The following is a 24,623-nucleotide window of genomic DNA, read 5'->3' as shown; positions in this document are numbered from 1 at the left end:
CGACCGGACACGCCCGGACGCCCGGTCAGCGGCTGCTGCCCCACGGGCCGTCGTCCCACCGCTCGCCGCGGCGCTGGGCGCCGACCCCCGACGCCGACCAGGTCTCCGGCATGTCGGCGCGCCAGGTGGCCGTCTCGGCGGGCGGATCGGGCTGCCAGTCCGGCTCCGCGTCGGCCACCGTCAGGGTCCGGCCGTACGTCTCGACCAGCCGGGTGACGACCAGCCCGCCGCCGATGGTGCAGGCGGCCGTGGCGAACAACGCGATGTTGAAGCCGCGCCGGTCGGCGTAGTCGAGGAACAACGTCATCGCGACCACGGCCAGCAGGGTCCCGAAGATCCCGCCGCGGCGCCCGTACGCGCTGGTGCCCGCGACCAGGGCGGTGCCCAGCGCGATCCCTGTCCACTCCAGGCCGGTGCCGGGGACGATCGGCCGGGTCGACTGGGCCGCCAGCAGGATCCCGGCCGCCACCGCGAACACCGACGACAGGATGAGCGAGGCCAGCACCGGCAGGGCCACGCCCCGGCGGCGGCGGGCCGGGTCGGTGGGCTGGCGCATCGCGCCGAGCTTGCGGCGTACCGATTCCAGGGCACCGACCGCGCCGCCGACGACGGCCAGCAGCGCGAACGCCCCGAATAGGAAGAACGCCTGGTTGGACGGGTCGTATCCGCCCTGCACGGGCACCGGCGCGGTACGCAGCTGGTCGTACACGATGACGCCCAGCCCCGCGCCCAGCGTGGCGACCCAGCCGGGCACATGCAGGGCGAGGATGAACACCCCGATCACGACCGCGCCGCCCGCCGCGATCACCAGGGCGGGCACGGCGGCCTTGACCAGGCCGCGGTCGCCGTTCTCGGCGAAGTGCAGCGACGCGGCGAGCGCGATCGGCCCGACCGCCAGGTTCGGCACCCCGGCGCGCAGGGTGAGGCCCGCGCCGAGGGTGAGCAGGCCGATCGCGGTGGCCGTGATCAGCAGCGTGTCGAGGGCGGGGCGGCGCAGGGCGGCGGGATCGAACCGGTACAGCAGGAACCCGAGCGCGGCGGCCCCCAGCAGCAGGACCACCTCCCAGCCGAGGTGCACGCCGAGCCGGTCGCGGCCACCGTCATCGTCCGATCCGGCCGTTCGGCCGAAGGCGACGTCGTCGTATGCCATGTCCGCCCCTCCTGGTGTGGTCAAGGCGGCCGGGGCCAGCCCGGCTCAGGATACGGAGGTCAAGGCCAATGGGACACCCGTCAGCGACGTCCCGGACTCTTGTCGGAGTCGTCCTCATCCTTCTGGTCAGATCGGGGGACCCGGCAGGCCCGCTCCAACCAGAGTGCCGCGCCGACGAGCGCGAGGGCGGAGACCACTCCGCCGATCGCCGCGGGGATGTCCTGCTGGGCGGCGTGCGTGGGATCCAGGGCCAGCCAGGACAGCAGGCCCGCGGAGAATCCGGCGGACAGCGCCCCGGCCAGCGAGGACGCCTTGGCCAGCACCGCGTACCGGGCCACGGCCAGGGGTTCGACCGGCGGCGCGCCGGGGCGGCGCTGGATCCGGGCCCGGGTGTTCTGCGCCAGCAGGAACTCGGCCACCGCCAGCGCGGCCAGCACGATGATGGGCGGCCACGGCAGCGGCGGCATCCGCCAGTACAGGGTGCTCAGCAGCAGCCAGCCGAATGCCGCGGCGCCCAGCGCCGCGACCACCAGCACCGACGGGTTCGTCGGCCGCATCGAGGGTGGGTGCCGGTCGCCGCCGGGGTCACTGCTCACGATTCCGACTCTAACGGCAGGTCGGGCCGGGGAGTCAGTGCGACGACGTCGGCGGCCAGCGCGTTCGCCGTGAGCAGATCGGTGACCCAGCCGTGGCCGGGCAGCTGCGCGTAGGGCTGCAGGTCCAGCCATGGCTTGAGCACGAACGCCCGCTGGTGCGCGCGGGGATGCGGCAGGGTCAGCTCCGGATCGTCCTGACACACCGGGCCGCCGTCCTCCTGCCACACCGCGATGACGTCGACGTCCAGCGTGCGCGGCCCGAAGCGGCGCTGCGGGTCGCGCACCCGCCCGGCCGCCGACTCCAGCGCCCGGGCCCGGTCCAGCCAGTGCCGCGGCGCGGCCGCCGGGTCCACCACCAGCACCACCGCATTCAGGTACGGGGGTTGCTCGGTGTCCCCCCAGGGCGGGGTCTCGTACACGCCGGAGGTGAGCACGACCGACTCACCGAGCCCGGCGACGGCGGTGCACAGGTGCACGTACCGGTCGCCGAGGTTGCTGCCCAGCGACAGGATCGCCCTGGTCATCGGGCCCGCCGCAGGGTGACCGCCACGTCGGCGAACTCGTGCGGGATGGGCGCCTGCGGCTTGTGCACCGTGATCGTGGCGGCGGCGACCCGGGGATCGCGCAGGCACACCGTGACCAGCCGGTCGGCGAGGGTCTCGATGAGGTCGACGGGCTCGCCCGCGACGACCGCGGCCAGCTCGCCCGCCAGCTCCCCGTAGTGGACGGTGTCGGCGACGTCGTCGCTGGCCGCGGCGGGGGCCAGGTCGAGCTCCAGTTCGGCGTCGATCACGAAATCCTGGCCGTCACGCCGCTCGTGGGCGAAGACGCCGTGGAAGCCGCGTACCCGTAGGCCGGTGAGGGTGATGCGGTCGGTGGTCATGCGGCGCCTCGCAGGTGGGGGCGGCCGGTGGCGGCCCAGACGGCCAGCGCGTCCGCGGTCGCGCGGACGTCGTGCACCCGGACCCCCCACGCGCCCGCGGCCACGGCCAGCACGCTGGTCGCGATCGTGGCGGCCTCCCGCTCGCCGACCGGGCGCGGCGCGCCGTCGGGCCCGGCCAGCAGCCGGCCGAGATACGACTTGCGGCTGGCCGCGAAGAGCACGGGGAAGCCGAGCGCGACCAGCTCGTCGAGGTGGGCGCTGAGTGCCCAGTTGTGCTCGGCCTGCTTGGCGAAACCGAGGCCCGGATCGAGGATCAGCTGCTCGGACGCGACCCCGGCCGCGGTCGCGGCGGTGACCCGGTCGAGCAGTTCGGCGCGGACCTCGGCGACGACATCGGCGTAGACCGCATTGTCCTGCATGTGCCGGGAGTGGCCGCGCCAGTGCATGAGGATCCACGGGCAGCCGGCCGCGGCGACGACCGTGGCCATGCCGGGGTCGGCGAGGCCGCCGGAGACGTCGTTGACGATGGCCGCGCCCGCCTCCAGGGCGGCGGCGGCCACCTCGGCGCGGGTCGTGTCGATGCTCAGCGGGACCCCGGCCGCGGCGAGCTGCCGGATGACCGGGACGACCCGGTCGATCTCGGTGGCCGCGTCGACCCGCTCCGCACCCGGCCGGGTGGACTCGCCGCCGACGTCCACGACCGCCGCCCCGTCACGGTGCAGCTCGATGCCGTGGGCGACCGCCGCGTCCAGGTCGACGTACCGGCCACCGTCCGAGAAGGAGTCCGGGGTCACGTTCACCACGCCCATCACGACCGGGTGATTGCTGCGCAAAAGCCGGTCACCGACACCGACCGAGTTGTCCACAGGCACACGGTACCGACCACACGATCTTCGAACGCGCGTACGATCCTTCGTGACTCATCTTCAGTCACGCCTCTACCTTGGGTAACGAATCAGGCAGCTTGTAGGTAGGAAGTACGGGCCGTACTCTTCGGATCTGGGCATCATTAAAGGACCGAAGAGACGCAGATGGGCTTGGAAGGACTGCAGTGCCCTAACGGCTCACTCGACGTGGTGAGCGGGAAGTAGCACCATATGGGCGTTGCCGCCAGCGAGGCTTCACCACTGCACCGTGCCCGGCGCCCCTCGCCGAGCACCCGGGAGGTACACCAATGATCGCCACCGAGGTCGCCGCTCAGCTCGTGACGGCGCTCCAGCACGGCCCGCTCGCCGCCCCCGCCGAGCCGAAGGGCATCAACACCGAAGGTGTCGTCACCTTCTTCGCCAGCAACATCGCACCGATCCTGCTGGCGGTCCTCGGCGTCATCTTCATCGGCCGGGCCAGCCGAGGTGAGATCTCGCGGGTCTTGACCAGCTCGGCGATCGCGATCGTCGGACTGGCGTTCATCGCAGGCGCCGCGACGCTGTTCTTCGTCGGCGACTACCTCATCAACCTCCTCTTCAAATAGGCCGCAGGCGGACACATGCGGCTGCGTACCGACGACGACATCTACCGGGCTCGGCTGGTCTATCTAGGACCGCCGGGTTACACGCTCCCGGTCCACCTGCCGTACGCGCAGTACGGCATGTTCGTCGGGCTCGTGCCACTGTTCATGCTGTTGCACTACCTGATGACCTTCGACTTCGACGCGTTCCCGGCCTGGGAGATCGCCCTGGCCATGGTGACGACGTCGTACGTGTTCCGGCACGTCGATCCCGACCGGCCCGCCCGGGTGGTCATCCGCACCGCGCTCACCGACTGGCGTCGTACCCGCGAACCGGCCGTCGAGCAACGCGATCCGAGACTTGTCGCCACTCGCATCCGGGTTCGGGAGGAGCTGATATGACCGGTCTGACCAGTCCTGCGGCGTGCCCGAACGGGGCATGCGCATGACCGACTCCCCACCGCCGGGGCATCCTCGCGCGGCCATCTCCCCCGCAGGCAGGCAAGGTAACGGTGTGCGCTCGGACAACCACCCTCGGCCCCCTTTCCCGGACGAGGACCTCGAACCCGAGATCGTGACCAGCCCGGGGCACGGCACGGTCGGCGTGTTCCAGGCGCCCCAGCCCGTACGACCGCGGTCGGCCGTGGACACCACCATGGACATCGACTCACCGTTCCTCGACCTGTTCGGCGGGGCTCCGGCGCCCGCACCATCCCCCGCTACGGTCCGGGATACCCCACGCGATGATCAGTATGCCGATCATCATGACCCGGATTTCGACATCGTCATCGACGGGGCCCTCGCCGGCGAGATCGCTCCGGCGGGACCGTCCCCATCGGACGCGCACGAGGCGGGGCACGCGCCCCCGGTCGAGGTGGTGGAGCAGGGGACGGCCGGGCGGGCCGCCGGCGTGGAGGGCCCGGACACCGCGCTGACGGGCGAGGTCGCGGCCCCACCGCCGCAGGATCCGGGGGCCACGGCGTTCACCCGCGTCCCGGCCGGGCCACCGGCGGACTTCTTCGACGACCCGGGCGCGCCGAACCCGGTCTTCGACGGATCCGACTTCGACCTCGCCGACCCCGACTTCGCCGACTGGGCGGACGAGACCCGCCCCGGTGCCGCCCGGCCGGGCACGACCGGGCCTACCGGGCGGGTGGCCGACACCCCGGACGTCCCGGTCACGACACCACCGCTGTGGCAGACGGTCGGTGCGTCCAGCGCCCCCTCGGCGGCCACTGCCGCCCCCGTGGCCGGGGCGGTGGCTCCGGGTGTCACCGCGGTGCCGCCGATTCCGGCGGGGGCCCCGGCACCGCACGATCCGGTGCACCGGACCGACCTTCCGGCCACCCGGCCGGAGCACGCGCCCGCGCACCGCACCACCAAGGAGCCGGCCCGGCGCAAGCGTCGGCGCGGCCGCGCGGACGATGAACCGGCGAACCTGCCCGCCGTCGCCGCGCCCGCGGGCCCGGACCGCACACAGCGGAAGCAGAAGGACGCCAAGGCGACACCGCTGCGCCCGCACAAGCTGAAGTTCAGCGACCGCGACCCGGCCGTCGAGCTGGAGATCACCGAGATCGCGGGGCACCTGACCTTCACCCAGAGCACGGTGACCGCCTGGTATCACCTGCCCGAGGTGCGCTGGGCGTTCCGGCCCGACGCCGAGCGGGAGGCCCTGCTCTCCGCGATCTCCGAGCAGTACGCGGGCCTGGCCGGCTTCCGGTTGCACCTGCGCCGCACCAGCCGGCCGTTCCCGGCCGACGAGTGGGCCCGCACCGTGGACTCGTTCACCGCTAAACCGCTGCCCGACGTCTCGGGCGCGACCTCGTGGTCGGATCACCTGGTCGCGGCGCAGCGGCACCTGCTGTCCGTCAACCACGCCGAGGGCCAGACGTTCCTGGGGGTGACGTTCGCCCGGCGGTCGCTGGGCGACACGTTCGCCGAGCGCGTGCTGCGGATCGTCGGCAAGGGCACCACGGACGGCGAGCGCCGCAAGCTGGGCCGCACGGTCGAGCAGTTCGACGAGGTGCTCAACGCGTTCGGCATGCGCGGGCGCCGGGTCACCCCGCAGGAGCTGGAATGGCTGCTGTTCCGCTCGGTCGCGCTGTGCATGGCGCCGCCCGGCCCGCTCTCCCCGGTCACCAACGGGCACTGGGAACGCGGCGACCTGCTGGCCCTCACCGAGCAGGTCGAGCGCTACCGCACCCCGTACGGATCGACGGTCAAGCTGGTCAACCGCATGTCCGGCGAGGAACGCCACGTGGCGGTGCTGTCCGTCGGCCGGATGGAGCCGCTGGAGATCCCGGAGAAGCACGAGCCGTGGCTGCACTTCCACGAGCGGCTGCCGTGGCCCATGGAGCTGTCGTCCCGCATCGACATCCTCGGCTCGACCAGCTCCTTCAAGAACCTGGAGCACCGGCTGCGGATGATCCGGTCCCAGCAGCTCGACTACGCCGAGCACGGCATCGACGCGCCGCCCGAGCTGGAACGCCTCGCCAAGCGTGCTCTGGTGATCGGCGACGAGATGACCACCGGCCTGCCGGTCGAGTCGGCCCGCGCGCACGGCTGGCACCGGATCGCGGTCGGCGGCGCGACCCGCGAGGAGTGCCTGGAACGCGCCCGCCGCCTCATCCAGCTCTACTCCCGCGAGCTGCGCATCTCCCTGCAACACCCGAAGAACCAGGACCAGCTGGCCCGCGAGTTCATCCCGGGTGAGCCCATCGCCAACACCGGATACGTACGTCGGATGCCGGTCAAGCTGCTGGCCGCCGCGCTACCCCAGGCCGCCTCGACGGTGGGTGACCGGCGCGGCGACCTGATCGGGCGCACCGCGGGGACGTGCCGCCGGCCGGTCTTCCTCGACCTGCACTTCCCCATGGAGGTGCGGGAGCGCTCGGGCCTCGGGGTGTTCGTCGCCGAGCCCGGCGGTGGCAAGTCCACGCTGATGGGCGCGCTGGGCTACCTGAACGCGCGGCGCGGCGTGCAGGTGACCCTGCTCGACCCGTCCGGCCCGCTGGCCCGGCTGTGCCAGATGCCGGAGCTGCGGCCGTACTCGCGGGTGCTCAACCTGACCGGCTCGGAGCAGGGCACGCTGGCGCCGTACTCGCTGATCCCCACGCCGGTGCGCACGGAGTTCGCGACCGGTCCCGCCGGCGACCGGGAGTACGAGATCGCGGTCTCCAACGCCCGGGCCGAGCGCCGGATGCTGGTGCAGGACATCTGCTCGATGCTGGTCCCGCCGCAGGTCGCCAAGGAGGCCTCCACGGCGACCCTGCTGCGCCACGCGGTACGCCAGGTGCCCGCGGAGGAGACCTCCACGATCGACGACGTGGTCGCCACGCTGCAGCAGCTGGGCGACGACGAGGGCCGCGAGCTGGCGAACCTGCTGCTCGACACCGCCGAGATGCCGCTGGCGCTGCTGTTCTTCGGCCGGCCGCCGCAGCACCTGCTCAGCGGCGACGCGACCCTGACGGTGATCACCATGGCCGGGCTGCGGCTGCCCGACCTCAAGATCGAACGCGAGTACTGGTCCGCCGAGGAGTCCCTGGCGCTGCCGATGCTGCACACCGCGCACCGGCTGGCCGTGCGCCGCTGCTACGGCGGCTCGATGTCGTCCCGCAAGCTGGTCGGCCTCGACGAGGCGCACTTCATGGAGGGCTGGCGCTCCGGGCGGTCGTTCCTGGTCCGGCTGGCCCGCGACTCCCGGAAGTGGAACCTCGCCGCGCTGGTCGCCTCGCAGAACCCGCGCGACATCCTCGGCCTCGACGTACAGAACCTTGTCTCGACCGTGTTCGTCGGCCGGATCGCCGAGGACCAGGAGATCGCCTCCGAGGCGCTGCGGCTGCTCCGCGTCCCGGTCCACGACGGCTACGAGGCCACCCTCGCCTCCCTGTCGCAGGTGGACACCTCGTCGGCACACCGGCTCGGCTTCCGCGAGTTCGTGATGCGCGACGTGGACGGCCGGGTGCAGAAGGTCCGGGTCGACGTGTCGTACGTCGACGGGCTGCTGGAGCACCTGGACACCACCCCCGCGGCCGCGCAGGCGGCACCCACGGCGATTCCGTCGTCGTTCACCGACCTGGAGGTCTGAATGGTCCGGCGGGCGTGCGCCCTGCTGCTCACCGTGCTGGTCGCGGCGGTCGCGTCGGTCGCGTGGGCGGTGGCGGCGCCGTCCGGGGCGGCGGCGGCCGTGCCCGCGCGGGCCCCCGGCGGCCTGTGCAGCACGGAGGAGTGGCAGTCGGACCTCAAGGCGTGCGTCGACCGGCTGGCGGACGTCAGCGCGGCCCGCGCGGAGTGCCTCACCCCGCCCACCCCGAGCGCACCGGACTCCGGTCTGGCGGGCTGGTTCGCCGAGCGCCCCGCGTCGTCGACCCTGCCCGGCCCCCAGGGCATCTACAGCCAGTACGGGTACGCGGGCTACGCGTACACGACGTATGACCTGGACAGCGGGTGTGCGTCCACGCTCGTGGACCCGGACTACAAGTTCGAGACGACGGTGGCCAACGGCGAGTTCATGATCGCCACGGCGATCATCGGGGCGTCCAACGCGCTGCGCGAGCGGGCCTGGGACCCGGCGTCGATGTGGGGCTGGGCCGACCCGCTGGTCGAGCAGGCCACGAAGGCGGTCTACGAGAAGGTCTTCAGCGTCTTCGGCGTCATCACCCTGGCGATCGTGGGGCTGTACCTGATCTGGCGCTCGCAGCAGGCGGAGATGGGCGCCGCGATGACCACGGCCGGGTGGGCGATCCTCGTCATGGTGGCGGTCACGGCGATCGCGGCGTGGCCGGTGCGTTCGGCCAACATCGCCGACCAGAGCCTCGTCACGACCCTGGGCGTGGTGCACGACGCGGTCGGCCCGCGCCCCCAGGACGGCGACAAGACCGCCGGCTGCAAGCTGGGCAAGCCGGACGCCTGCAAGGACAACCGGCCGCCCGCCGTGCGGGCCAGCGACACCGCGACCGAGACCATGCTGTACCGCAACTGGCTGCGCGGACTGCTCGGCTCGGCCGACAGCACCACCGCCCAGAAGTACGGCATGGCCCTCTACGACGCGCGGTCCCTCAGCTGGGACGAGGCCCAGAAGATGCGGGACAACCCGGACACCCGCACCCCCACCCTCACCGCCAAGAAGGAGCAGTGGGAGAAGGTCGCCGAGCAGATCAAGACGGAGGACCCCGAGGCGTACGAGTACCTGCAGGGCGTCAACGGCATGGACCGGATCGGCGCCGGATTCATCGCGATGCTGGCCTCGGTGATGTTCGCGATGTTCGACCTGACCGCCTCGCTGCTCGTCCTGCTGGGCTTCCTGGTCTTCCGCTGGGCGGTGATTGCCGCACCGATCCTGGGCACGATCGGACTGCTGCGCCCGGCCAGCTCCGGCATCCGGCGGCTGGGCAACGCGGTGGTCGCGGCGCTGTTCAACATCGCGATCTTCGGCACCGGCGCGGCGATCTACCTGTTCGCTGTCGACCTGATCATGAATACGGCCAGCCTGCCGGGCTGGCTGCAGGTGGTCCTCGTCTGGCTCTGTGGCGTGGTGGGGTGGCTGCTGCTGCGGCCGTACCGGCGGATCACCCAGCTCGGCGGCAAGGACGGCACAGCCGCGATCACCTCGGCCGGGTCCTGGCACCGCCGGTTCTTCCGGGACATGCGCGAGGCGGCCAGGCTGGACGTCGCCGACGCGGGCGGCACCCGGGAACCGATGATCGGCAAGCGCCGTACGGTCTACGTCGAACAGTCGAACCTGCGGCCGGAGGCGCGCCTGGAGGACCCCGCGCACGCCGCCGCCGGACGCGGCCAGGCGGTCACGGTCGCGGCGCCCGGCCAACTGGACAGCGTGCCGGCGCCCCGGCCGGACGGCAGCGAGACCAGACACGACGACGCGCCCGCGACGCGGGTTCCCGTCACGGCCACCCGCGCCGTCAAGCCCCGGCGCCAGTCCTCCTGGACGGAGCCGGACGTGGCCGAGCGTCCCGCGTCGTATGCGATCTACCGTCCGGAGACGGGCAATACGGTCCGGGAGCCGGCGCCGCCCCGCACGCGCACCGAGGCGAGGTGAACGTCCGTGCCGCGCTTCGTCGAACTCGGGCTCAACCGGATCTTCCGGTCCCGCTGGGGTGTCGCGCTGGTGATCGCCGCGCTGGTGCTGCTGGTGGTCGGCATCGGACGGCTGTTCTCCGACGACGACCGCGCCGGTGCGGTCATCTCCACTGTCTCTCCCGCGCCGGTGCTCAGCGCGAACCCGGACGACGACGACAGCGTGATCTCGGCGGATCCGCCGCCGTCGCCCACCAGCGGTCCCGGCACGGCGGAACCGGAGGCGGTCGCGTACGCGTTCGCCTCCGCCTGGGTGAATCACCGCAACGTCACGGCGGGAGCCTGGCACGACGGCATCGCCCCGAACGCCACCAAGAACCTGGCCGACTCGCTGTCCGGGGTTGATCCGGCCGACGTGCCCGCCGATCGGGTGCTCGGCCGACCCGCCATCGTCCCCGTCGGCGACGGCCTGGTCGACGCGGTCGTGACCACGAACGCGGGCAAGCTGACCCTGCGCCTCGTGGCACCCGACAAGCATTGGCTGGTGGACGGCATCGACTGGGACGCCTCATGAGCCTTCCCCGGCCGCGTCCGGTGGTCCTGCTGGCCGCGCTGGTTGCCACGTTGACGCTGCTGTGCTGCGGCGGGAGTGTGGCCGCGCTGCTGGCGGGGGCCTTCGACGCCGACACCAACAACCCGCAGTACGCGACTGCCGGCTGCGGCGTCGGCGGAGTGGTCGATCCGGACGAGAAGATGCCCAGGGTCAGCCACTACGGCCCGACCCAGATCCGCAACGCGGCGATCATCATCAAGGTCGGCTCGAACCTGAAGCTGCCGCCACGGGCCTGGGTCATCGCGGTAGCCACGGCCATGCAGGAATCCAGCCTGACCAACCTCGGCGACCTGGGCTCCCGCAACGACCACGACTCGCTCGGCCTGTTCCAGCAACGCCCGAGTACCGGATGGGGCACCCCCGAGCAGATCATGGATCCCGTGTACGCGTCGACGAAGTTCTACGAGAAGCTGCAGACCATCGACGGCTGGGATCAGATGCCACTCACGCGCGCCGCGCAGAAGGTGCAGATCAGCGCCTACCCCGACGCGTACGCCAAGCACGAGGCGGTGGCCACGCGCATCGTCAACCAGCTGGCGCACGGCGCGGCCCGCGCGGTCGGGAACTCGGTCAACATGGTCTGCCTGTCCACCGTGGGGCAGATCGCCGCGTCGGGGTGGACGATCCCGGCCCCTGGCGCGGTGGTCGGTTCCGGCTTCCGGACCGCGGACCGTCCGACCCATCAGGGTGTCGACCTCATCATCGACCGGTACACCCCGATCCACGCCGCCGCCAGTGGGGTGGTCTCCGTGGTGAAATGCGACGAGGACCACAGCGGCCGTCGGACCTGCGACGTCGACGGCTATCCGGGCAAGGGGGGCTGCGGCTGGATGGTGGAGATCCGGCATGCGGGCAACGTGATGACCCGCTACTGCCACATGGTCGAACACCCGGCCGTGCAGGTCGGTCAGCAGGTACAGGCCGGTCAGCAGATCGGCCGGGTCGGCACGAGCGGCAACTCCTCCGGGCCGCACCTGCACTTCGAGGTGCATCTCAACAACGACCGCCGGAGCGCCGGAGCGATCAACCCGGTGCCGTTCATGGAGCAGCAGGGCGCACCGCTGGGCGGCACCACGTGACCGGGGGCGCCGTGCCCGACCCGTTCACCGGCAGCGCCGACTGGCTGCCCGGTCCGCCCCGGCCCGTCGTGGCGACCCCGGCGGCGATGGGCGGGCAGCTGCGCGGGCGACGGGTCATCATCGGCCTGCCCGGCCACGGCTGGCGGCACGACCTGCGCGCGGACGAGACCGTGGTGCAGGGCAGCCGGACGTACGTGCCGATCATGCCCGAGGCCGAGTGGTACCGCGCGGAGGCCGAGCAGACAGAGGTGTTCGCGCCGCTGGTCCCGATCGAGCGGGTGTGGGTGGAGGAGCTCGGCATGACCGGTACGGGCCGCACCGGCGCGGGCGACGTGGTGTCCCGGCTGGTCTCGCTGGACGAACCGCCCCGGCGCAGCCCCGTGGCCGCCCTGGACGCGGACGCGCTGACCGGCCGCCGCGTCGTCCAACTGCTGGAGGACGGCGGCGAACGGCGCGACCTGCGTGCCGTCACCGAACTCCACACCAGCGACGACGGCGACATCTGCGCCCGGGTGACGACCGAACTGGACTGGTACCGGTGGTCGTGGGGCGGCCGCGCGCCACGCACGCTGGAGGTCCCGGTCCACCTGCTCTGGGTGGAGTGAGCCCTCAGGAGACTTGGCCTCCCCCGCAGACCCGCCAGCCGTCCTGATCGACCATCACGAACCGCCACCGGTCGGAGGTGCGTTCACTGCCGTCGGTGATCGTGCGGACGATTTCGGTGCTCACGGTGGTCTGGCCACCCTCGTTCGCGACCGTCAGGCTGCGCCAGCTGACCCGGATACCAATCGAGAACTTCTTCTCCCGGTCCTGCAGGTCCGCGCGGAACGCCTCCAGCTTCGAGAAGTCGCCGCCCGTCTTGCACATGTACAGGGCGGCCTCCTTGTCGTCCCGCTTGACCAGGTAGGCACGCAGGAAGTTGTCCACGACAGCATCGGGCGCGCTCCGCTTGATCTCGGTGGCCGAGTCGTACAGCGACACGAACACACCCACCCCGCCGAGGCAGAGCAGCGTCATGATGCCCGCCCCCATGGCGAGCCAGAGCCGCAGCCGCCGGTTACGCGGTCGAGGCGGCGCGCCCCCCGCCCCCACCGGACCGGCCCCCACCACGGGACCGGGAGCCGCCGTGGAACCCGCCATGGGACCGGGCGGCTGGGCGGGCGGCGGCAGTCCGGCAGTCGGGTCGGGGTTCTGGGGCGGCTGCACGCTGTCGAGCCTAGTGCGTACCTTCCGCCTCCGGTCGGTTGTGGAGCGTAAGCATCCCGACCTGCGGCGGGGTGGACGGCAGCGGCACGGAACACCCCATCGGCTCCGCAACGGGACCCACCGCCGCGTCTGGGATACGGTTTGAACGCACAGATGGAGGTGAGGGCGGTGGCGGATTCGGCGAGCCGGATTGTTCAGGCCGCTGCCCTGCATCGCCAGGCACAGGCGACCGTGGACGCGGCCGCCGCGGCGCTGCAGGGCCATCCGGCCGCGGCCGCGGACCCGCGCGAGCAGCACCGGCTGGCCGAGGAGCTGCGGGCCGCCGCGCTGGAGCTGGCCCCGGGCTGGCTGAGCGCGCCGCTGGACGCGCAGGCCGCCACGACGCCTCTGGGCGGGCCGAACCCGCCCCGGTTCGTCCGGGTGGGAGTGGCGCAGCCGCTGGACGACGTGCGCTTCCCGGCGATCGTCCCGCTGTTGGGTACGGGTCATCTCACCGTGGACGCGGACGCCCGCGACCCGCGGGTGGCGGGCCTGCTGCGCAGCGTCCTGCTCCGGCTGCTGGCGACCGCACCGGCGGGATCCCTGCTGGTACGCGGGGTGGACGCCTCCGGCGGCGCCGTGTTCGAGCCGTTCTCCACGCTGGCCGACGCGGGGCTGCTGGCCCCGCCCGCGACGGACCGCAACGGCCTGCGCGACGTACTCAGCGAGGCGGAGAAGTGGCTGCGCCCGGCGCGCGGCAGTGCCGTACGGCGGGGGCGCCGCGACCGGCTCATGCTGGTGGTCGTGGCGTGCCTGCCGGAGCTGACCGAGGGCGGCGAGCTGAACCGGATCGCGGCGCTGGCGCAGCAGGGCCCGGAGTCGGGGCTGCACCTGGTCGTCGCGGGCTGGCCGCCGCCGCCGTTGACAGCGGAGACCACGCAGGCGCCACTGCCGCGCACGACGATGGTGTCGGTGCGCAACCCGTACGCGGTGGTGGGCGACCCGCCCGGTGACACGTTCGGGTCGGTGCCGGAGGCGGTGTGGCTCAACGCGCCGGTGTTCCTGGACGAGGACCCGCCGCCGCACCTGATCGACGCGGTCTGCCAGGAACTGGCCGCGCATTCGGCCGCCGCGTCCCAGGTGGTGCTCGCCGACCTGCTGCCCGAGCCGGGCGACGACCTGTGGACGGCTGACGCCGCCGAAGGGCTCGGCACGGTGGTGGGTCACGACGGCGACACCGCGCTCACGCTGCGTTTCAACGACCTCACTCCACACTGGATGGTGGGCGGCCGCTCCGGCGCCGGCAAGACCGCGTTCCTCATCAACGTCCTGTACGGCCTCGGTGCCCGCTACAGCCCGGACGAGCTGGCGCTCTACCTGCTGGATTTCAAGGAGGGCGTCTCGTTCGCCGAGTTCGTGCCCACCCGGCGGGACCGCACGTGGCTGCCGCACGCTCGGGCCGTCGGCGTCGAGTCGGACCGCGAGTACGGGCTGGCCGTGCTCCGCGACCTGGACGCCGAGATGACCCGGCGCTCGGTGGCGTACAAGCGGGCGGGGGTGACCCGCTTCGCGGACCTGCGGGCGGTGGCCGCGCAGGAGGGCCGGGGCCGCCCGCTGCCCCGCATCCTGTGCGTGGTCGACGAGTTCCAGGTGCTGCTGGCGGGCAACGACACGACGGCCGCCGAGGCGGTGTCCCTGCTGGAATCGCTGGCGCGCAAGGGCCGCTCGTACGGAATCCATCTGGTCTTGGCCAGCCAGACCGTGCGCGGCGTCGAGGCCCTGTACGCGAAGCGGGATTCCATCTTCGGCCAGTTCCCGGTGCGGATCGCGCTGCCCGGCGGCGGCGACGTGCTGGAGGCCACGAACGATTCGGCGGCCGGGCTGCCGCTGGGCACCGCGGTGGTCAACACGGCCGGCGGGCTGGGCGGTCCGCGCGGCGCGACCCGCGGCCACGAGAAGGTGGTGCGGTTCCCGGACCCGCATGCGGACCAGGACGCGCTGAGCGACCTGCGGCACCGCCTGTGGGGTGCACGCGACCCGGAGGCCGCGCCGCCGCGCATCTTCGCCGGGTATGCCCGGCAGCATCTCGCCGACGACCCCACCTACCGGGCGGCGCTGGCGGGGCGGGCGGGGCGACCGGCGGCGTTGGTGGGTCGGGTCATCGACGTGCCGCTGTCCAGCGCCGCGTTCCCGCTGGACGCCTCCCCCGGCCGTCACCTGGCGGTCTTCGGTTCGAACCCGGCGGGCGCCGAGGTGCTGGACGCGGCGGCGCGCGGGGTGGCGGCGTTCCATCCGCCGCGCAGCACCCGATTCGTCATCTCGTCGCTGGTCGCCGAGGGCGATGAACTGGCCAAGGACCTCGCCGAGGAGATCAGCCACCGGCAGGAGGTGGTGGTGGTCGACGCGGCCGGGCTCGCCGCCGAGCTGGACGTGGAGCGCCCCGGCTACCGGGTGGTGTTCGGCATGGACGCCGCCGGGCCGGGCACGCTGCCCTCGCTGCGCCGCCTGCTGCGCGAGGGCCCGGCTCGCGGGGCACACCTGCTGTCCTGGTGGCGGGGGCTGCGGCGGTTCTCCGAGGAGACCGGCGGCAGCGCGGGACGCGAGGACGTCGCGGGCCTGGTCTTCCTCAACGTGCCGCAGCAGGACGTGACGCTGATGGTGGGCAGGCCGGTGGACTGGCAGCCCAGGGCGAACCGGGCACTGCTGCACGACCGGCAAGCGGACCGCCTGGTCACGTTCGTGCCGTTCGCCCGCCCGGAAAGCGACGAGTCGTGAGCGACGAGCAAAATTCCGACGCCTGGATCGACTATCTCGCCGCGGCGCAGCGCCTCGACGCGGTGCGCCGGGCCGCCAGCACCGCGGCGGGCGAGCAGGCGGCGACCGTCCAGGCCGCACAGCAGGAGCTTTCCGGGGTACGGGCACGGCTGGCGCCCCAGCACGCGCGGCTCGTCCAGGATCTCGGCGTACCCGAGATCGAGCTGGCGCCGCAGGCAGCGGATCAGGTGCTGGCCGGGCAAGCGGTGGCGGGCGGCCCGGCCGGGGCGCTGGCGGCGCTGCGGCAGGCCCGCGTCACCGCCGACGCCGCGGACGCCGCGCTGCTCGTCGCCGGCCCGGTCACGCCGTGGCGGCCGTGGGCGCGCAACCTGCTGGTGTACGGCCCGTTCGCCGCGGCCGTTCTCCTCGTGCAGATCGTGTTGTACCTGGTCGCCCCGTCCGGTTCGCTGCCCACGTACGCGCTGTTGTGCGGGCTGAGCATGCCGCTGCTGGCGTTCGGAATGGGCTGGCTGACCCTCGGTTTCGTGTACGGCGGCGAGGGCCGCAAGGTCGACCGTACGCCGCTGGTCGGCGCGATCACCTGCCTGACGCCGGTGCTGCTGACCTGCATGGGCGTGGGCCTGCTGGCGTTCTTCCGGTGAGGGGCTGTCGTGTCGAGTGTGGATGAGGTCAAGGCGAACGTGGCCGCGTCGGTGGACGGCACCCAGCGCGCGGTGACCGGCATCCAGCAGGCCACGGATCAGCTCGACGACGCGCTGGCGTTGCTGCGGCTGACCGCGTTCGGTTCGGTGCATCCGTCGGTGGCCGCGGCGATCGCGCAGCTGGAGCAGGCGCGCACCCGGCTGGACGAGGCGGCGACGCTGGCCCGCGCCGCGATTGACAGCGCCGACGCCTACCGCATGATCGTCTAGTTGTACTGACCACGGACGTTGGTGACGGGGAGATCTTGAAATAGGTGAGGGCCTTCGGGTTCGGTGTGGATTGCGACGTCCTACCCCGAACCTGCGGAGGCCCTCATGCCCCACCGTAATGCACCCTTGTCCGAGACCGGCCGGCTGCGTCTGGCCCGCTGCGTGGTCGACGACCGGTGGCCGCTGCGGCGGGCTGCGGAACGCTTTCAAGTCAGCCCGACGACCGCGAAACGCTGGGCCGACCGCTACCGCACCGACGGACCCGCCGGTATGCGCGACCGATCCTCACGCCCACACCACAGCCCGACCCGAACCAACACCCGTACCGAACGACGCATCATCAAAGTTCGGGTCCTGCGCCGATGGGGACCCACCCGCATCGCCTACCTGCTCGGCCTGAACCCGGCCACCGTGCACCGCGTCCTGGCCCGCTACCGCCTGGCCCGGCTGACTCACCTCGACCGGGCCACCGGCCGGGTGATCCGCCGCTACGAACACGAAGCGCCCGGTGACCTGATCCACGTCGACATCAAGAAACTGGGCAACATCCCCGACGGCGGCGGCCACCGCGTCGTCGGCCGTCATGCCGGCACCCGCAACCGCTCGGCCATGCCCGGAGTCAAACGTGTCCGACGCGGAGAACCCCAGCTCGGCTACCACTACCTGCACAACGCCGTCGACGACCACTCCCGCCTGGCCTACACAGAGATCCTGCCCGACGAAACCCGAGAAACCGCGACAGCCTTCTGGCAACGAGCCCACGCCTGGTTCACCAGCCACGGCATCACCGTCAGACGGGTCTTGACCGACAACGGCTCCTGCTACCGCTCACACGTATGGCGCGACACGCTCACCGACGCCGGAATCGCCCACAAACGCACCCGCCCATACCGGCCCCAGACGAACGGAAAAGTCGAGCGCTACAACCGCACCATGCTCGACGAATGGGCCTACGCCCGCGCCTACCACACCGAAGCCGAACGCCGCGAGGCCCTGCCCGCCTGGCTCCACTCCTACAATCACCACCGCGGACACACCGCACTCAACGGCCGACCACCCGCCAGCCGCGTTCCCAACCTCTTGGGTCAGAACATCTAGTTCAGGGTCGAGCGCGGCGGCGCAGTAGCAGCCCCTGGGAGACGGCGACGCCGGCCAGCACGATCGCGGCACCGGCGGGCTGGTTCCAGTGCAGGTGTTCGTGCAGGATCAGCACGCCGACGATCGTGGCGACCACCGGCATCAGGTAGGTCACCGACGTCGAGGTGCTCGCCCCGGCCACCCGGATCACCCGCAGGTTGAGCATGAACGCGATGCCCGTCCCGAGGGCGCCGAGCGCCAGCACGCACAGCACCACGGTGCCGGAAAGCTTGATCGGGTTCGGCGGCGCACCGCCCAGCACCGGCGCCGCCACGGCGAGCATGGCCAGGGCCAGCAGCAACTGCGCGGCGACCATCGAGACGCCGCTGCCGGTTCGTCCGGCGATGAACTTCTTCTGGTACGGGATGGCGACCGCGTAGCACATCGCGGCGGCGAAGCACATGAGCTGCCCGGTGAGCTGGGCCCCGCCGACGCCGCGCCACACGCCGAGCACCACGAGCACCCCGGCGAAGCCGATGCCGATGCCGGCCACCCGGCGCGCGGTCAGCCGCTCGGTGCGGAACACCAGCACGGCCAGCGGCAACGCGACCAGTGGCGTGGCCGCGTTCCAGATGCCCGCCAGCACCGACGACACCCGCTGCTCACCGAAGCCGAACAACGTGAACGGCAGCACCACGCCGACCAGCGCGACCACCGCGAGGTGGCCCCACAGCCGTGGGTCGCGGGGCAGCCGGTCGCGGGTCACCACGAGCACCACCAGCAGCGTCACCACGCCCGCGGCGACCCGGCCGAACGTGAGCCACAGCGGGTGCAGCTCGCGTACGCCGACCTTGATGAACAGGAAGCTGGTGCCCCAGATGACGGCGAGCACCAGATAGCCGGGCAGCCACCGGCTCAACTCGGCGGAGGACGGCGTGGGGCGGCCGTCGAGGGAACCCTGAAGGTCAGGACCGGTCTGCGTCGTCACCCCTGACACTCTGCCGAACGGGTCCGACAATTTCGCGCGGTTTTCAGACCTGGCGGCGCCGTCGCGGTGTGTTCTCGATTACCTGGGTGGGCAGCTCAGCGCGGAGCGTTGATCAGCATCATGGCCTCGGCGCGAACCTTGGCGTCGCTGTGGAACGCACCGCGCACCGCGGAGGTGGTGGTGCGGGCGCCACCCTTGCGGATGCCACGCATCTCCATGCACAGGTGTTCGCACTCCAGCACGACGATGACGCCGCGCGGGTCGAGCTTCGTCATCAGCAGGTCGGCGATCTGGGAGGTGAGCCGTTCCTGCACCTGGGGCCGCCGAGCGAACACCTCGACGAGCCGGGCCAGCTTCGACAGGCCGGTGATCCGCCCGTGCTCGCCGGGGATGTAGCCGACGTGCGCCACCCCCTTGAACGGCAGCAGGTGGTGCTCGCAGAGGCTGATCATCTCGATGTCGCGGACCAGTACGAGTTCCTCGTGGTTGGCCTCGAACGTGGTGGTGAGCACCTGTGCCGGGTCGACCCGCAGGCCCGCGAAGAGTTCCGCGTACGCGCGAGCCACCCGGGTCGGGGTGTGCCGCAGGCCGTCACGGTCCGGGTCCTCGCCGACGGCCAGCAGGATCTCGTGGACCGCCTTCTCGATGCGCGCCAGGTCGACGACCTGCTCCACCGGGGCACCGGTGAGCTTGCCGTCGACCAGGCGCGCGGCCAGATAGTCGAGCTCGTCGTCCGAGTCGACCGGCTCTGTCGAGCTGCCGTCGGTGATCAGTGGGCGCCGTCCGTGCTGCTGTTGGCACTGCCACCCGCGTTGCCGCCCGCGTTGGCGGCCTGGCCGTCTGCCTCGGCCTGCGCCTTGAGCTTGTCGCGCTCGGCCGGGGTCAGCACCGGCGGAGCCTCCGAGGGCAGCCGCTTGCCGAAGCCGTTGAACGGGGCCATCGGCGGGCGCTTCGCGACCCGGGCGCAGATCCGGTCCATGTCCTCACGGGAGATGGTCTCCTTCTCCATCAGTTCGAGGACCATGCTGTCGAGCACGTCGCGGTACTCGACGAGGATCTCCCACGCTTCGTCGTGGGCCAGCTCGATGAGCGCCCGCACCTCGGCGTCGATCTCGGCGGCGATGGCGTCGGAGTAGTCCCGCTCGTGGCCCATGGTGCGGCCCAGGAACGGCTCGTCGTTGGCCGTGCCGTACTTGACGGCGCCGAGCTTGGAGCTCATGCCGTATTGGGTGACCATCGCCCGAGCCAGGCTGGTGGCCTTCTCGATGTCGTTGCCCGCACCCGTGGTGGGCTCGTGGAAGACGAGTTCCTCCGCGGCCCGGCCGCCCAGCGCGTACGCCAGGGTGTCGATCATTTCGGCGCGGGTCTGGGTGTACTTGTCCTCGGTCGGCAGCACCAGCGTGTGCCCGAGGGAGCGCCCGCGCGGCAGGATCGTCACCTTGTGCACGGGAGCCGAGTGCGGCAGCGCGAACGCGACCAGCGCGTGCCCACCCTCGTGGTACGCGGTGATCTTCTTCTCGTTGTCGCTCATCGCCCGCGTGCGGCGCTCGGGGCCCGCGATGACCCGGTCGATGGCCTCTTCGAGATAGTCGTTCGTGATGGCCCGCTTCTCGTTACGCGCGGTGAGCAGCGCCGCCTCGTTCACGACGTTGGCCAGATCGGCGCCGGAGAAGCCGGGCGTACGCCGGGCCACGGCGTCGAGGTCGACGTCCGGGGTGAACGGCTTGCCCTTGGCGTGCACGCGCAGGATGGCGCGGCGCCCTTCCATGTCCGGGGTGTCCACCGGGATCTGCCGGTCGAAGCGGCCGGGCCGCAGCAGCGCCGGGTCCAGGATGTCGGGCCGGTTGGTGGCCGCGATGAGGATGACCCCGCCCTTGGTATCGAAGCCGTCCATCTCGACGAGCAGCTGGTTGAGGGTCTGCTCACGCTCGTCGTGACCGCCGCCCATGCCCGCGCCGCGGTGCCGGCCGACCGCGTCGATCTCGTCCACGAAGACGATGGCCGGGGCGTTCGCCTTGGCCTGCTCGAACAGGTCGCGGACCCGGCTGGCGCCGACACCGACGAACATCTCGACGAAGTCCGAGCCGGAGATCGAGTAGAACGGCACCCCGGCCTCACCCGCGACCGCGCGGGCCAGCAGGGTCTTGCCGGTACCGGGCTGGCCGAACAGCAGCACACCCTTGGGGATCTTGGCGCCGAGGGCCTGATATTTCGCCGGGTTCTGCAGGAAGTCCTTGATCTCGTGCAGCTCCTCGACCGCCTCGTCGGCGCCCGCCACGTCGGCGAACGTCGTCTTCGGCGTGTCCTTGGTGATCATCTTGGCCTTGGACTTGCCGAAGTTGAGCACCCGCGAGCCGCCGCCCTGCATCTGCGACATGAACAGCAGCAGCAGGATCACCAGGATCGCGATGGGCAGCAGGTTGACCAGCAGGGTGAGCAGAATGCTGTCGCCGGAGACCTTGGTGTCGACCCCACCCGTGATCCGCCCGGCGGTCTTGGCCGCCTTGACGTCGTTCCAGACGTCGTTGGTGACCTCGTACGGGTATTGGGTTTCGATCTTGGTGGTCGACTTGCCGTCGAAGTCCTGGGCCTGCGACAGCTCAAGCTGGAGCGTCTGCTCCTTGTCCTTGATCAAGGCCTTCTTGATGCCGGGTTGATTCAGCCGCTCGAGCGCGACCGACGTATCGACGCGCTGGTAACTGGGGCCGCTGGTGAAGAATGAGCTCAGCGCAATCGCCCCGATGATCACCAGAATGATCCAGACCACCGGGCGGCGGAAGAAACGCGTACGTTCCATGCTGTTGTCGGGCGGCACCCGCCCGGACCCTCCTGTATCGGCGTCCTGATCACCTGGGATGTCGTGCGTCCGACGCGCGTGTGACATTGCGCCATCGGTCACTCGACGGTACACCGTGGGTGCCCCGTCCGACCCCGTGAGCCCGGCTGCCACGGGCCGGACCGGCGGGCCCGCCCCACCTACCCATTGCCGGGCAACCGTCCCGAACTGGGGTGAAACGACCGGAGCGGAGGGGTGCGAGCCGGGTTTCTGTGAGTCCGCTGGGAGCGCGTTCAGCTACGGGCGTAGACCTCGGGCCGCAGCACACCCACGTACGGCAGCTCCCGGTAGCGCTCGGCGAAGTCGAGGCCGTAGCCGACCACGAACTCGTTGGGGATGTCGAAGCCGACGTAGCGCACCGGCACCGAGACCTTCACCGCGTCCGGCTTGCGGAACAGCGCCACCACCTCGACGCTCGCGGGCGACCGGGACTGCAGGTACTTCATCAGCCAGGACAGCGTCAGCCCCGAGTCGACGATGTCCTCGACCACGATCACGTGCCGGCCGGCGATGTCCCGGTCCAGGTCCTTGAGGATGCGCACCACCCCCGACGACGTGGTCCCCGAGCCGTACGAGGAGACCGCCATGAACTCCATCTCGGCGGACGGGCCGTGCCGCCCCAGCGCCCGCGCGAAGTCGGCCATGAACATCACCGCGCCCTTGAGCACGCAGACCAGCAGCAGGCCGCCCTCGGCGTCGGCATGGTCCGCCGAGACCTGCTTGGCCAGCTCAGCGGTCTTCTCGCGGATCTGCTCCTCGGAGATGATCACGCGGTCGATGTCGGCGTGGTACCAGGAGCCCTCAGCCATGGTCCCTAGCCTGCCGTATGCGCCCGCGACAGCGGTCAACGGGTCGGCGCTGAAGGGCCCGCTGGCGACCGCGTATCGCCGGGATCCGACCCGTCTGACCGAAAATCCCCTCGGATCGTGACAACCGTCACACTGGGTCGGGCTCCACCCGGACGAGTAGTCCCGCGCGCCGCGCCACCGCCCCACCACCGGGCAGGTGCGTGGCGCCCTGCCCGTGCCAGCCCATGACGAGCGCGTCGAGAGCGTCGACGTGCCGGTGCGACAGGGCGCCGCCGGGGGCGCCCAGCTCGCGCGCCCACGCGTGCAGCACCCGCCCGCGCACCGCCGGATCCAGCGCGGCCAGTGCCGCCACCGACAACCCCTTATCGGTACGGGCGGCGTCCAGCGCCCCGGCGGCCAGCGCGTCCAGCGCCGCGGTGTCCGCAGCCAGCAGGGTGGCCGTCCGCGCCAGGTTGTCCACCACGGCCGGGCCCAGCGCCGCGACCAGCGCCGGGAGCGCCCGCCCGCGCACCCGTGCCCGGGCGTACGCGGGATCGGCGTTGTGCGGGTCCTCCCACGGGCTCAGTCCCAGCGCCGCGCATGCCTTGCGGGTGTCCGCCCGCGCGACGTCCAGCAGCGGCCGCATCAGCCGTCCCCGGCGAGCGGGCATCCCGGCCAGCCCGCGCGGACCGGCGCCGCGGGCCAGCGCCAGCAGCACCGTCTCGGCCTGGTCGTCGCGGGTGTGCCCGAGCAGCACCGCGACGGCGCCCCACCGGACCGCCACGGCATCCAGCGCGGCGTAGCGGGCCGAACGGGCCGCGGCCTCCGGGCCGCCGGGACCGGTCACCTCCACCGTGGCCACCTCGACCGGGTCGAACGCGGCGAGGCGGCCCCACGCCGCCACCCGCGCGGCCCGCTCGGTCGAGCCCTCCTGCAGACCGTGGTCGACAGTGACGAGCCCGGCCGCCAGGCCGAGCCGGGGAGCCACGAACGCGGTCGCGGCCGCCAGGGCCAGCGAATCGGCGCCGCCCGAACATGCCACCAGCACCCGGCCACCTCGGGGCACCGCACCCGCCAGCGCGGACCGTACCGCCTGCCGGACAGCGGCCACCGGGGCCGGGATCCGCGCCACGGCGCCGGTCAGTCGGCCGGTGGCAGCGACGCGGCCGGGCCGTGCACCCGCTCCACCCAGGCGTCCGGGTCGTTCAGCTCGTCCAGCCGGGGCAGGGTCAGCGGGGAGCTGAACACCTTGTTGAATCCGGCCATCCCGACGCGCTCCACGACGCCGTGCACGAACTTGCGGCCCTCGGCGTACTGGCGCATCTTGACCTCGATGCCGAGCAGCCGGCGTACCGCCTTCTCCAGCGGGTTGCCGCTGGCCCGGCGGCGGTTGAACTTCGACCGGATCGAGTCGACCGACGGGATGACCTCCGGGCCCACACCGTCCATCACGAACTCGGCGTGCCCCTCCAGCAGCGTCATCAGCGCGGTCAGCCGATCCAGTACGGCCTTCTGCGCGGGGGTCTGCACGAGATCCAGCACCGAGGAGTGGCTGTCCGAGTCGCGCAGCACGTCCGACAGCGTCGCGACGCCGCGGCGCAGCCGTTCGAAGATGTGCTCGCCGCTCTGCGAGGCGTCGACGAACGCTTGCACCTCCCCGAGGAAGTAGCCCCGCATCCACGGCACGGCGGTGAACTGCGTACGGTGCGTAACTTCGTGCAGGCACACCCAGAGCCGGAAGTCGCGCGGGTCGGCCTCGATCTTGCGTTCCACCTCGACGATGTTCGGCGCGTTGAGCAGCAGCTGGCCCGGATCGTCGGTGAACACCTCGTACTGCCCGAGGACGCGGCCGGACAGGTAGGCCAGCACCGTGCCGGCCTGCACGCCGGTCAGCCGCGAGCCGATCGCGTCGGCGACCGCGCCGGGCGGATTGTCCCCGGTGATGCGGCTGGCCAACGGCACGATGACCTGCTTGAGACCGGTGATGTTGACCGCGGCCCAGTCCTTGCGGTCCACCACCCGCACCGGCGGCACCTCGACCTGCGGAACCAGCCCGGTGTACGCCGCGACGTGCTCGGCGGCCTCGTCGGTCAGTTCCCTCAACTGGGCCACGACGCGCGTGGCCTCCTCGTAGGACACCGCGGGGCCCGACTTCGACAAGGCGCCCGCGGTGGCGGCGGCCAGGTCCCAGTCCACGAACTGCGCCATGCCCACCACCGTACCCGCGCGGGGCCACGGCACAGGTCCGGAGAAAACCCGGAG

At 72.0% G+C, this 24,623-nt stretch carries 23 protein-coding genes; 11 read left to right on the top strand and 12 right to left on the bottom strand.

The genetic code is table 11. The features are described 5' to 3' along the window. Positions 1–25 precede the first annotated feature (25 nt). The 5 genes from ACMCNN_RS00945 to folP form a co-directional block, all read right to left on the bottom strand. A complete protein-coding gene (locus tag ACMCNN_RS00945; protein ID WP_412744282.1) occupies positions 26–1,150 on the bottom strand; it encodes an ABC transporter permease in 1,125 nt (374 codons plus the stop codon). 80 nt (positions 1,151–1,230) lie between these two features. After that, complete coding sequence (locus ACMCNN_RS00940; RefSeq protein WP_412747000.1) at positions 1,231–1,707, bottom strand: DUF3180 domain-containing protein; 477 nt, start codon at positions 1,705–1,707, stop codon at positions 1,231–1,233. Between the two features lie 35 nt (positions 1,708–1,742). Beyond that, positions 1,743–2,270: a 2-amino-4-hydroxy-6-hydroxymethyldihydropteridine diphosphokinase gene (gene folK / locus ACMCNN_RS00935; protein ID WP_412744281.1), complete on the bottom strand. Its 528-nt coding sequence runs from the start codon at positions 2,268–2,270 to the stop codon at positions 1,743–1,745. Next, positions 2,267–2,629, bottom strand: a complete 363-nt coding sequence (gene folB / locus ACMCNN_RS00930) for a dihydroneopterin aldolase (RefSeq protein ID WP_412744280.1) — start codon at positions 2,627–2,629, stop codon at positions 2,267–2,269. The genes folK and folB overlap by 4 nt, the downstream gene beginning before the upstream one ends. After that, positions 2,626–3,438, bottom strand: coding sequence for a dihydropteroate synthase (folP, locus tag ACMCNN_RS00925; RefSeq protein WP_412746999.1), 813 nt, complete (start codon positions 3,436–3,438; stop codon positions 2,626–2,628). Before folP ends, folB begins: the two co-directional genes overlap by 4 nt. 365 nt (positions 3,439–3,803) lie before the next feature. Between folP and ACMCNN_RS00920 the strand changes: the two genes are divergently transcribed. From ACMCNN_RS00920 to ACMCNN_RS00890, 7 genes are all read left to right on the top strand, one after another. Beyond that, positions 3,804–4,100 carry a hypothetical protein gene (locus ACMCNN_RS00920; RefSeq protein ID WP_412744279.1) on the top strand — a complete coding sequence of 99 codons (297 nt, stop codon included), beginning with the start codon at positions 3,804–3,806 and terminating at the stop codon, positions 4,098–4,100. Positions 4,101–4,115: 15 nt separating this feature from the next. After that, positions 4,116–4,478: a hypothetical protein gene (locus tag ACMCNN_RS00915; RefSeq protein ID WP_130509524.1), complete on the top strand. Its 363-nt coding sequence runs from the start codon at positions 4,116–4,118 to the stop codon at positions 4,476–4,478. Positions 4,479–4,650: 172 nt separating this feature from the next. Then, positions 4,651–8,163, top strand: a complete 3,513-nt coding sequence (locus ACMCNN_RS00910) for an ATP-binding protein (protein ID WP_412744278.1) — start codon at positions 4,651–4,653, stop codon at positions 8,161–8,163. After that, a complete protein-coding gene (locus ACMCNN_RS00905; protein WP_412744277.1) occupies positions 8,164–10,131 on the top strand; it encodes an MFS transporter in 1,968 nt (655 codons plus the stop codon). It abuts the gene before it with no gap. Between the two features lie 6 nt (positions 10,132–10,137). Continuing rightward, positions 10,138–10,683 carry a hypothetical protein gene (locus ACMCNN_RS00900; protein WP_412744276.1) on the top strand — a complete coding sequence of 182 codons (546 nt, stop codon included), beginning with the start codon at positions 10,138–10,140 and terminating at the stop codon, positions 10,681–10,683. After that, positions 10,680–11,801, top strand: coding sequence for a M23 family metallopeptidase (locus ACMCNN_RS00895; protein ID WP_412744275.1), 1,122 nt, complete (start codon positions 10,680–10,682; stop codon positions 11,799–11,801). The genes ACMCNN_RS00900 and ACMCNN_RS00895 overlap by 4 nt, the downstream gene beginning before the upstream one ends. Then, on the top strand, positions 11,798–12,406 hold the full coding sequence (locus tag ACMCNN_RS00890) for a hypothetical protein (RefSeq protein ID WP_412744274.1): 609 nt from the start codon (positions 11,798–11,800) through the stop codon (positions 12,404–12,406). Before ACMCNN_RS00895 ends, ACMCNN_RS00890 begins: the two co-directional genes overlap by 4 nt. Before the next feature lie 4 nt (positions 12,407–12,410). Here the strand turns inward: ACMCNN_RS00890 and ACMCNN_RS00885 are convergent, their stop codons facing one another. After that, a complete protein-coding gene (locus tag ACMCNN_RS00885) occupies positions 12,411–13,007 on the bottom strand; it encodes a hypothetical protein (protein ID WP_412744273.1) in 597 nt (198 codons plus the stop codon). Between the two features lie 153 nt (positions 13,008–13,160). On the opposite strand from ACMCNN_RS00885, the gene ACMCNN_RS00880 reads away from it, so the two are divergent. From ACMCNN_RS00880 to ACMCNN_RS00865, 4 genes are all read left to right on the top strand, one after another. Continuing rightward, the gene (locus ACMCNN_RS00880) at positions 13,161–15,761 is read left to right on the top strand and encodes an FtsK/SpoIIIE domain-containing protein (RefSeq protein ID WP_412744272.1); all 2,601 of its coding nucleotides are present in this window, start codon (positions 13,161–13,163) and stop codon (positions 15,759–15,761) included. Then, complete coding sequence (locus ACMCNN_RS00875; protein WP_412744271.1) at positions 15,758–16,402, top strand: hypothetical protein; 645 nt, start codon at positions 15,758–15,760, stop codon at positions 16,400–16,402. The genes ACMCNN_RS00880 and ACMCNN_RS00875 overlap by 4 nt, the downstream gene beginning before the upstream one ends. 9 nt (positions 16,403–16,411) lie before the next feature. After that, positions 16,412–16,672, top strand: a complete 261-nt coding sequence (locus ACMCNN_RS00870; protein WP_412744270.1) for a hypothetical protein — start codon at positions 16,412–16,414, stop codon at positions 16,670–16,672. A 105-nt stretch (positions 16,673–16,777) separates the two neighbouring features. Further along, positions 16,778–17,770 (top strand): IS481 family transposase, encoded by a 993-nt coding sequence (locus ACMCNN_RS00865; RefSeq protein WP_412743607.1) that lies wholly within the window; start codon positions 16,778–16,780, stop codon positions 17,768–17,770. Position 17,771: 1 nt separating this feature from the next. Here the strand turns inward: ACMCNN_RS00865 and ACMCNN_RS00860 are convergent, their stop codons facing one another. The 6 genes from ACMCNN_RS00860 to ACMCNN_RS00835 all read right to left on the bottom strand — a co-directional run bounded on the left by ACMCNN_RS00860 (position 17,772) and on the right by ACMCNN_RS00835 (position 24,569). Then, positions 17,772–18,737, bottom strand: a complete 966-nt coding sequence (locus ACMCNN_RS00860) for a DMT family transporter (RefSeq protein ID WP_412744269.1) — start codon at positions 18,735–18,737, stop codon at positions 17,772–17,774. A 95-nt stretch (positions 18,738–18,832) separates the two neighbouring features. Then, complete coding sequence (gene folE / locus ACMCNN_RS00855) at positions 18,833–19,453, bottom strand: GTP cyclohydrolase I FolE (protein WP_412746998.1); 621 nt, start codon at positions 19,451–19,453, stop codon at positions 18,833–18,835. Between the two features lie 53 nt (positions 19,454–19,506). Further along, entirely contained in the window at positions 19,507–21,534 is a 2,028-nt protein-coding gene (gene ftsH, locus ACMCNN_RS00850; protein WP_412744268.1) for an ATP-dependent zinc metalloprotease FtsH, read from the bottom strand. Positions 21,535–21,806: 272 nt separating this feature from the next. Then, on the bottom strand, positions 21,807–22,382 hold the full coding sequence (hpt, locus tag ACMCNN_RS00845; protein ID WP_412744267.1) for a hypoxanthine phosphoribosyltransferase: 576 nt from the start codon (positions 22,380–22,382) through the stop codon (positions 21,807–21,809). A 127-nt stretch (positions 22,383–22,509) separates the two neighbouring features. Continuing rightward, positions 22,510–23,493, bottom strand: coding sequence for a tRNA lysidine(34) synthetase TilS (tilS, locus tag ACMCNN_RS00840; protein WP_412744266.1), 984 nt, complete (start codon positions 23,491–23,493; stop codon positions 22,510–22,512). An 8-nt stretch (positions 23,494–23,501) separates the two neighbouring features. Continuing rightward, positions 23,502–24,569: a zinc-dependent metalloprotease gene (locus ACMCNN_RS00835; RefSeq protein ID WP_412744265.1), complete on the bottom strand. Its 1,068-nt coding sequence runs from the start codon at positions 24,567–24,569 to the stop codon at positions 23,502–23,504. Positions 24,570–24,623: the final 54 nt, after the last annotated feature.

The sequence above is a fragment of the Krasilnikovia sp. MM14-A1004 genome (assembly GCF_047159485.1).
Taxonomy (GTDB): Bacteria; Actinomycetota; Actinomycetes; order Mycobacteriales; family Micromonosporaceae; genus Actinoplanes.
This window is presented reverse-complemented; position numbering and strand designations above follow the sequence as displayed.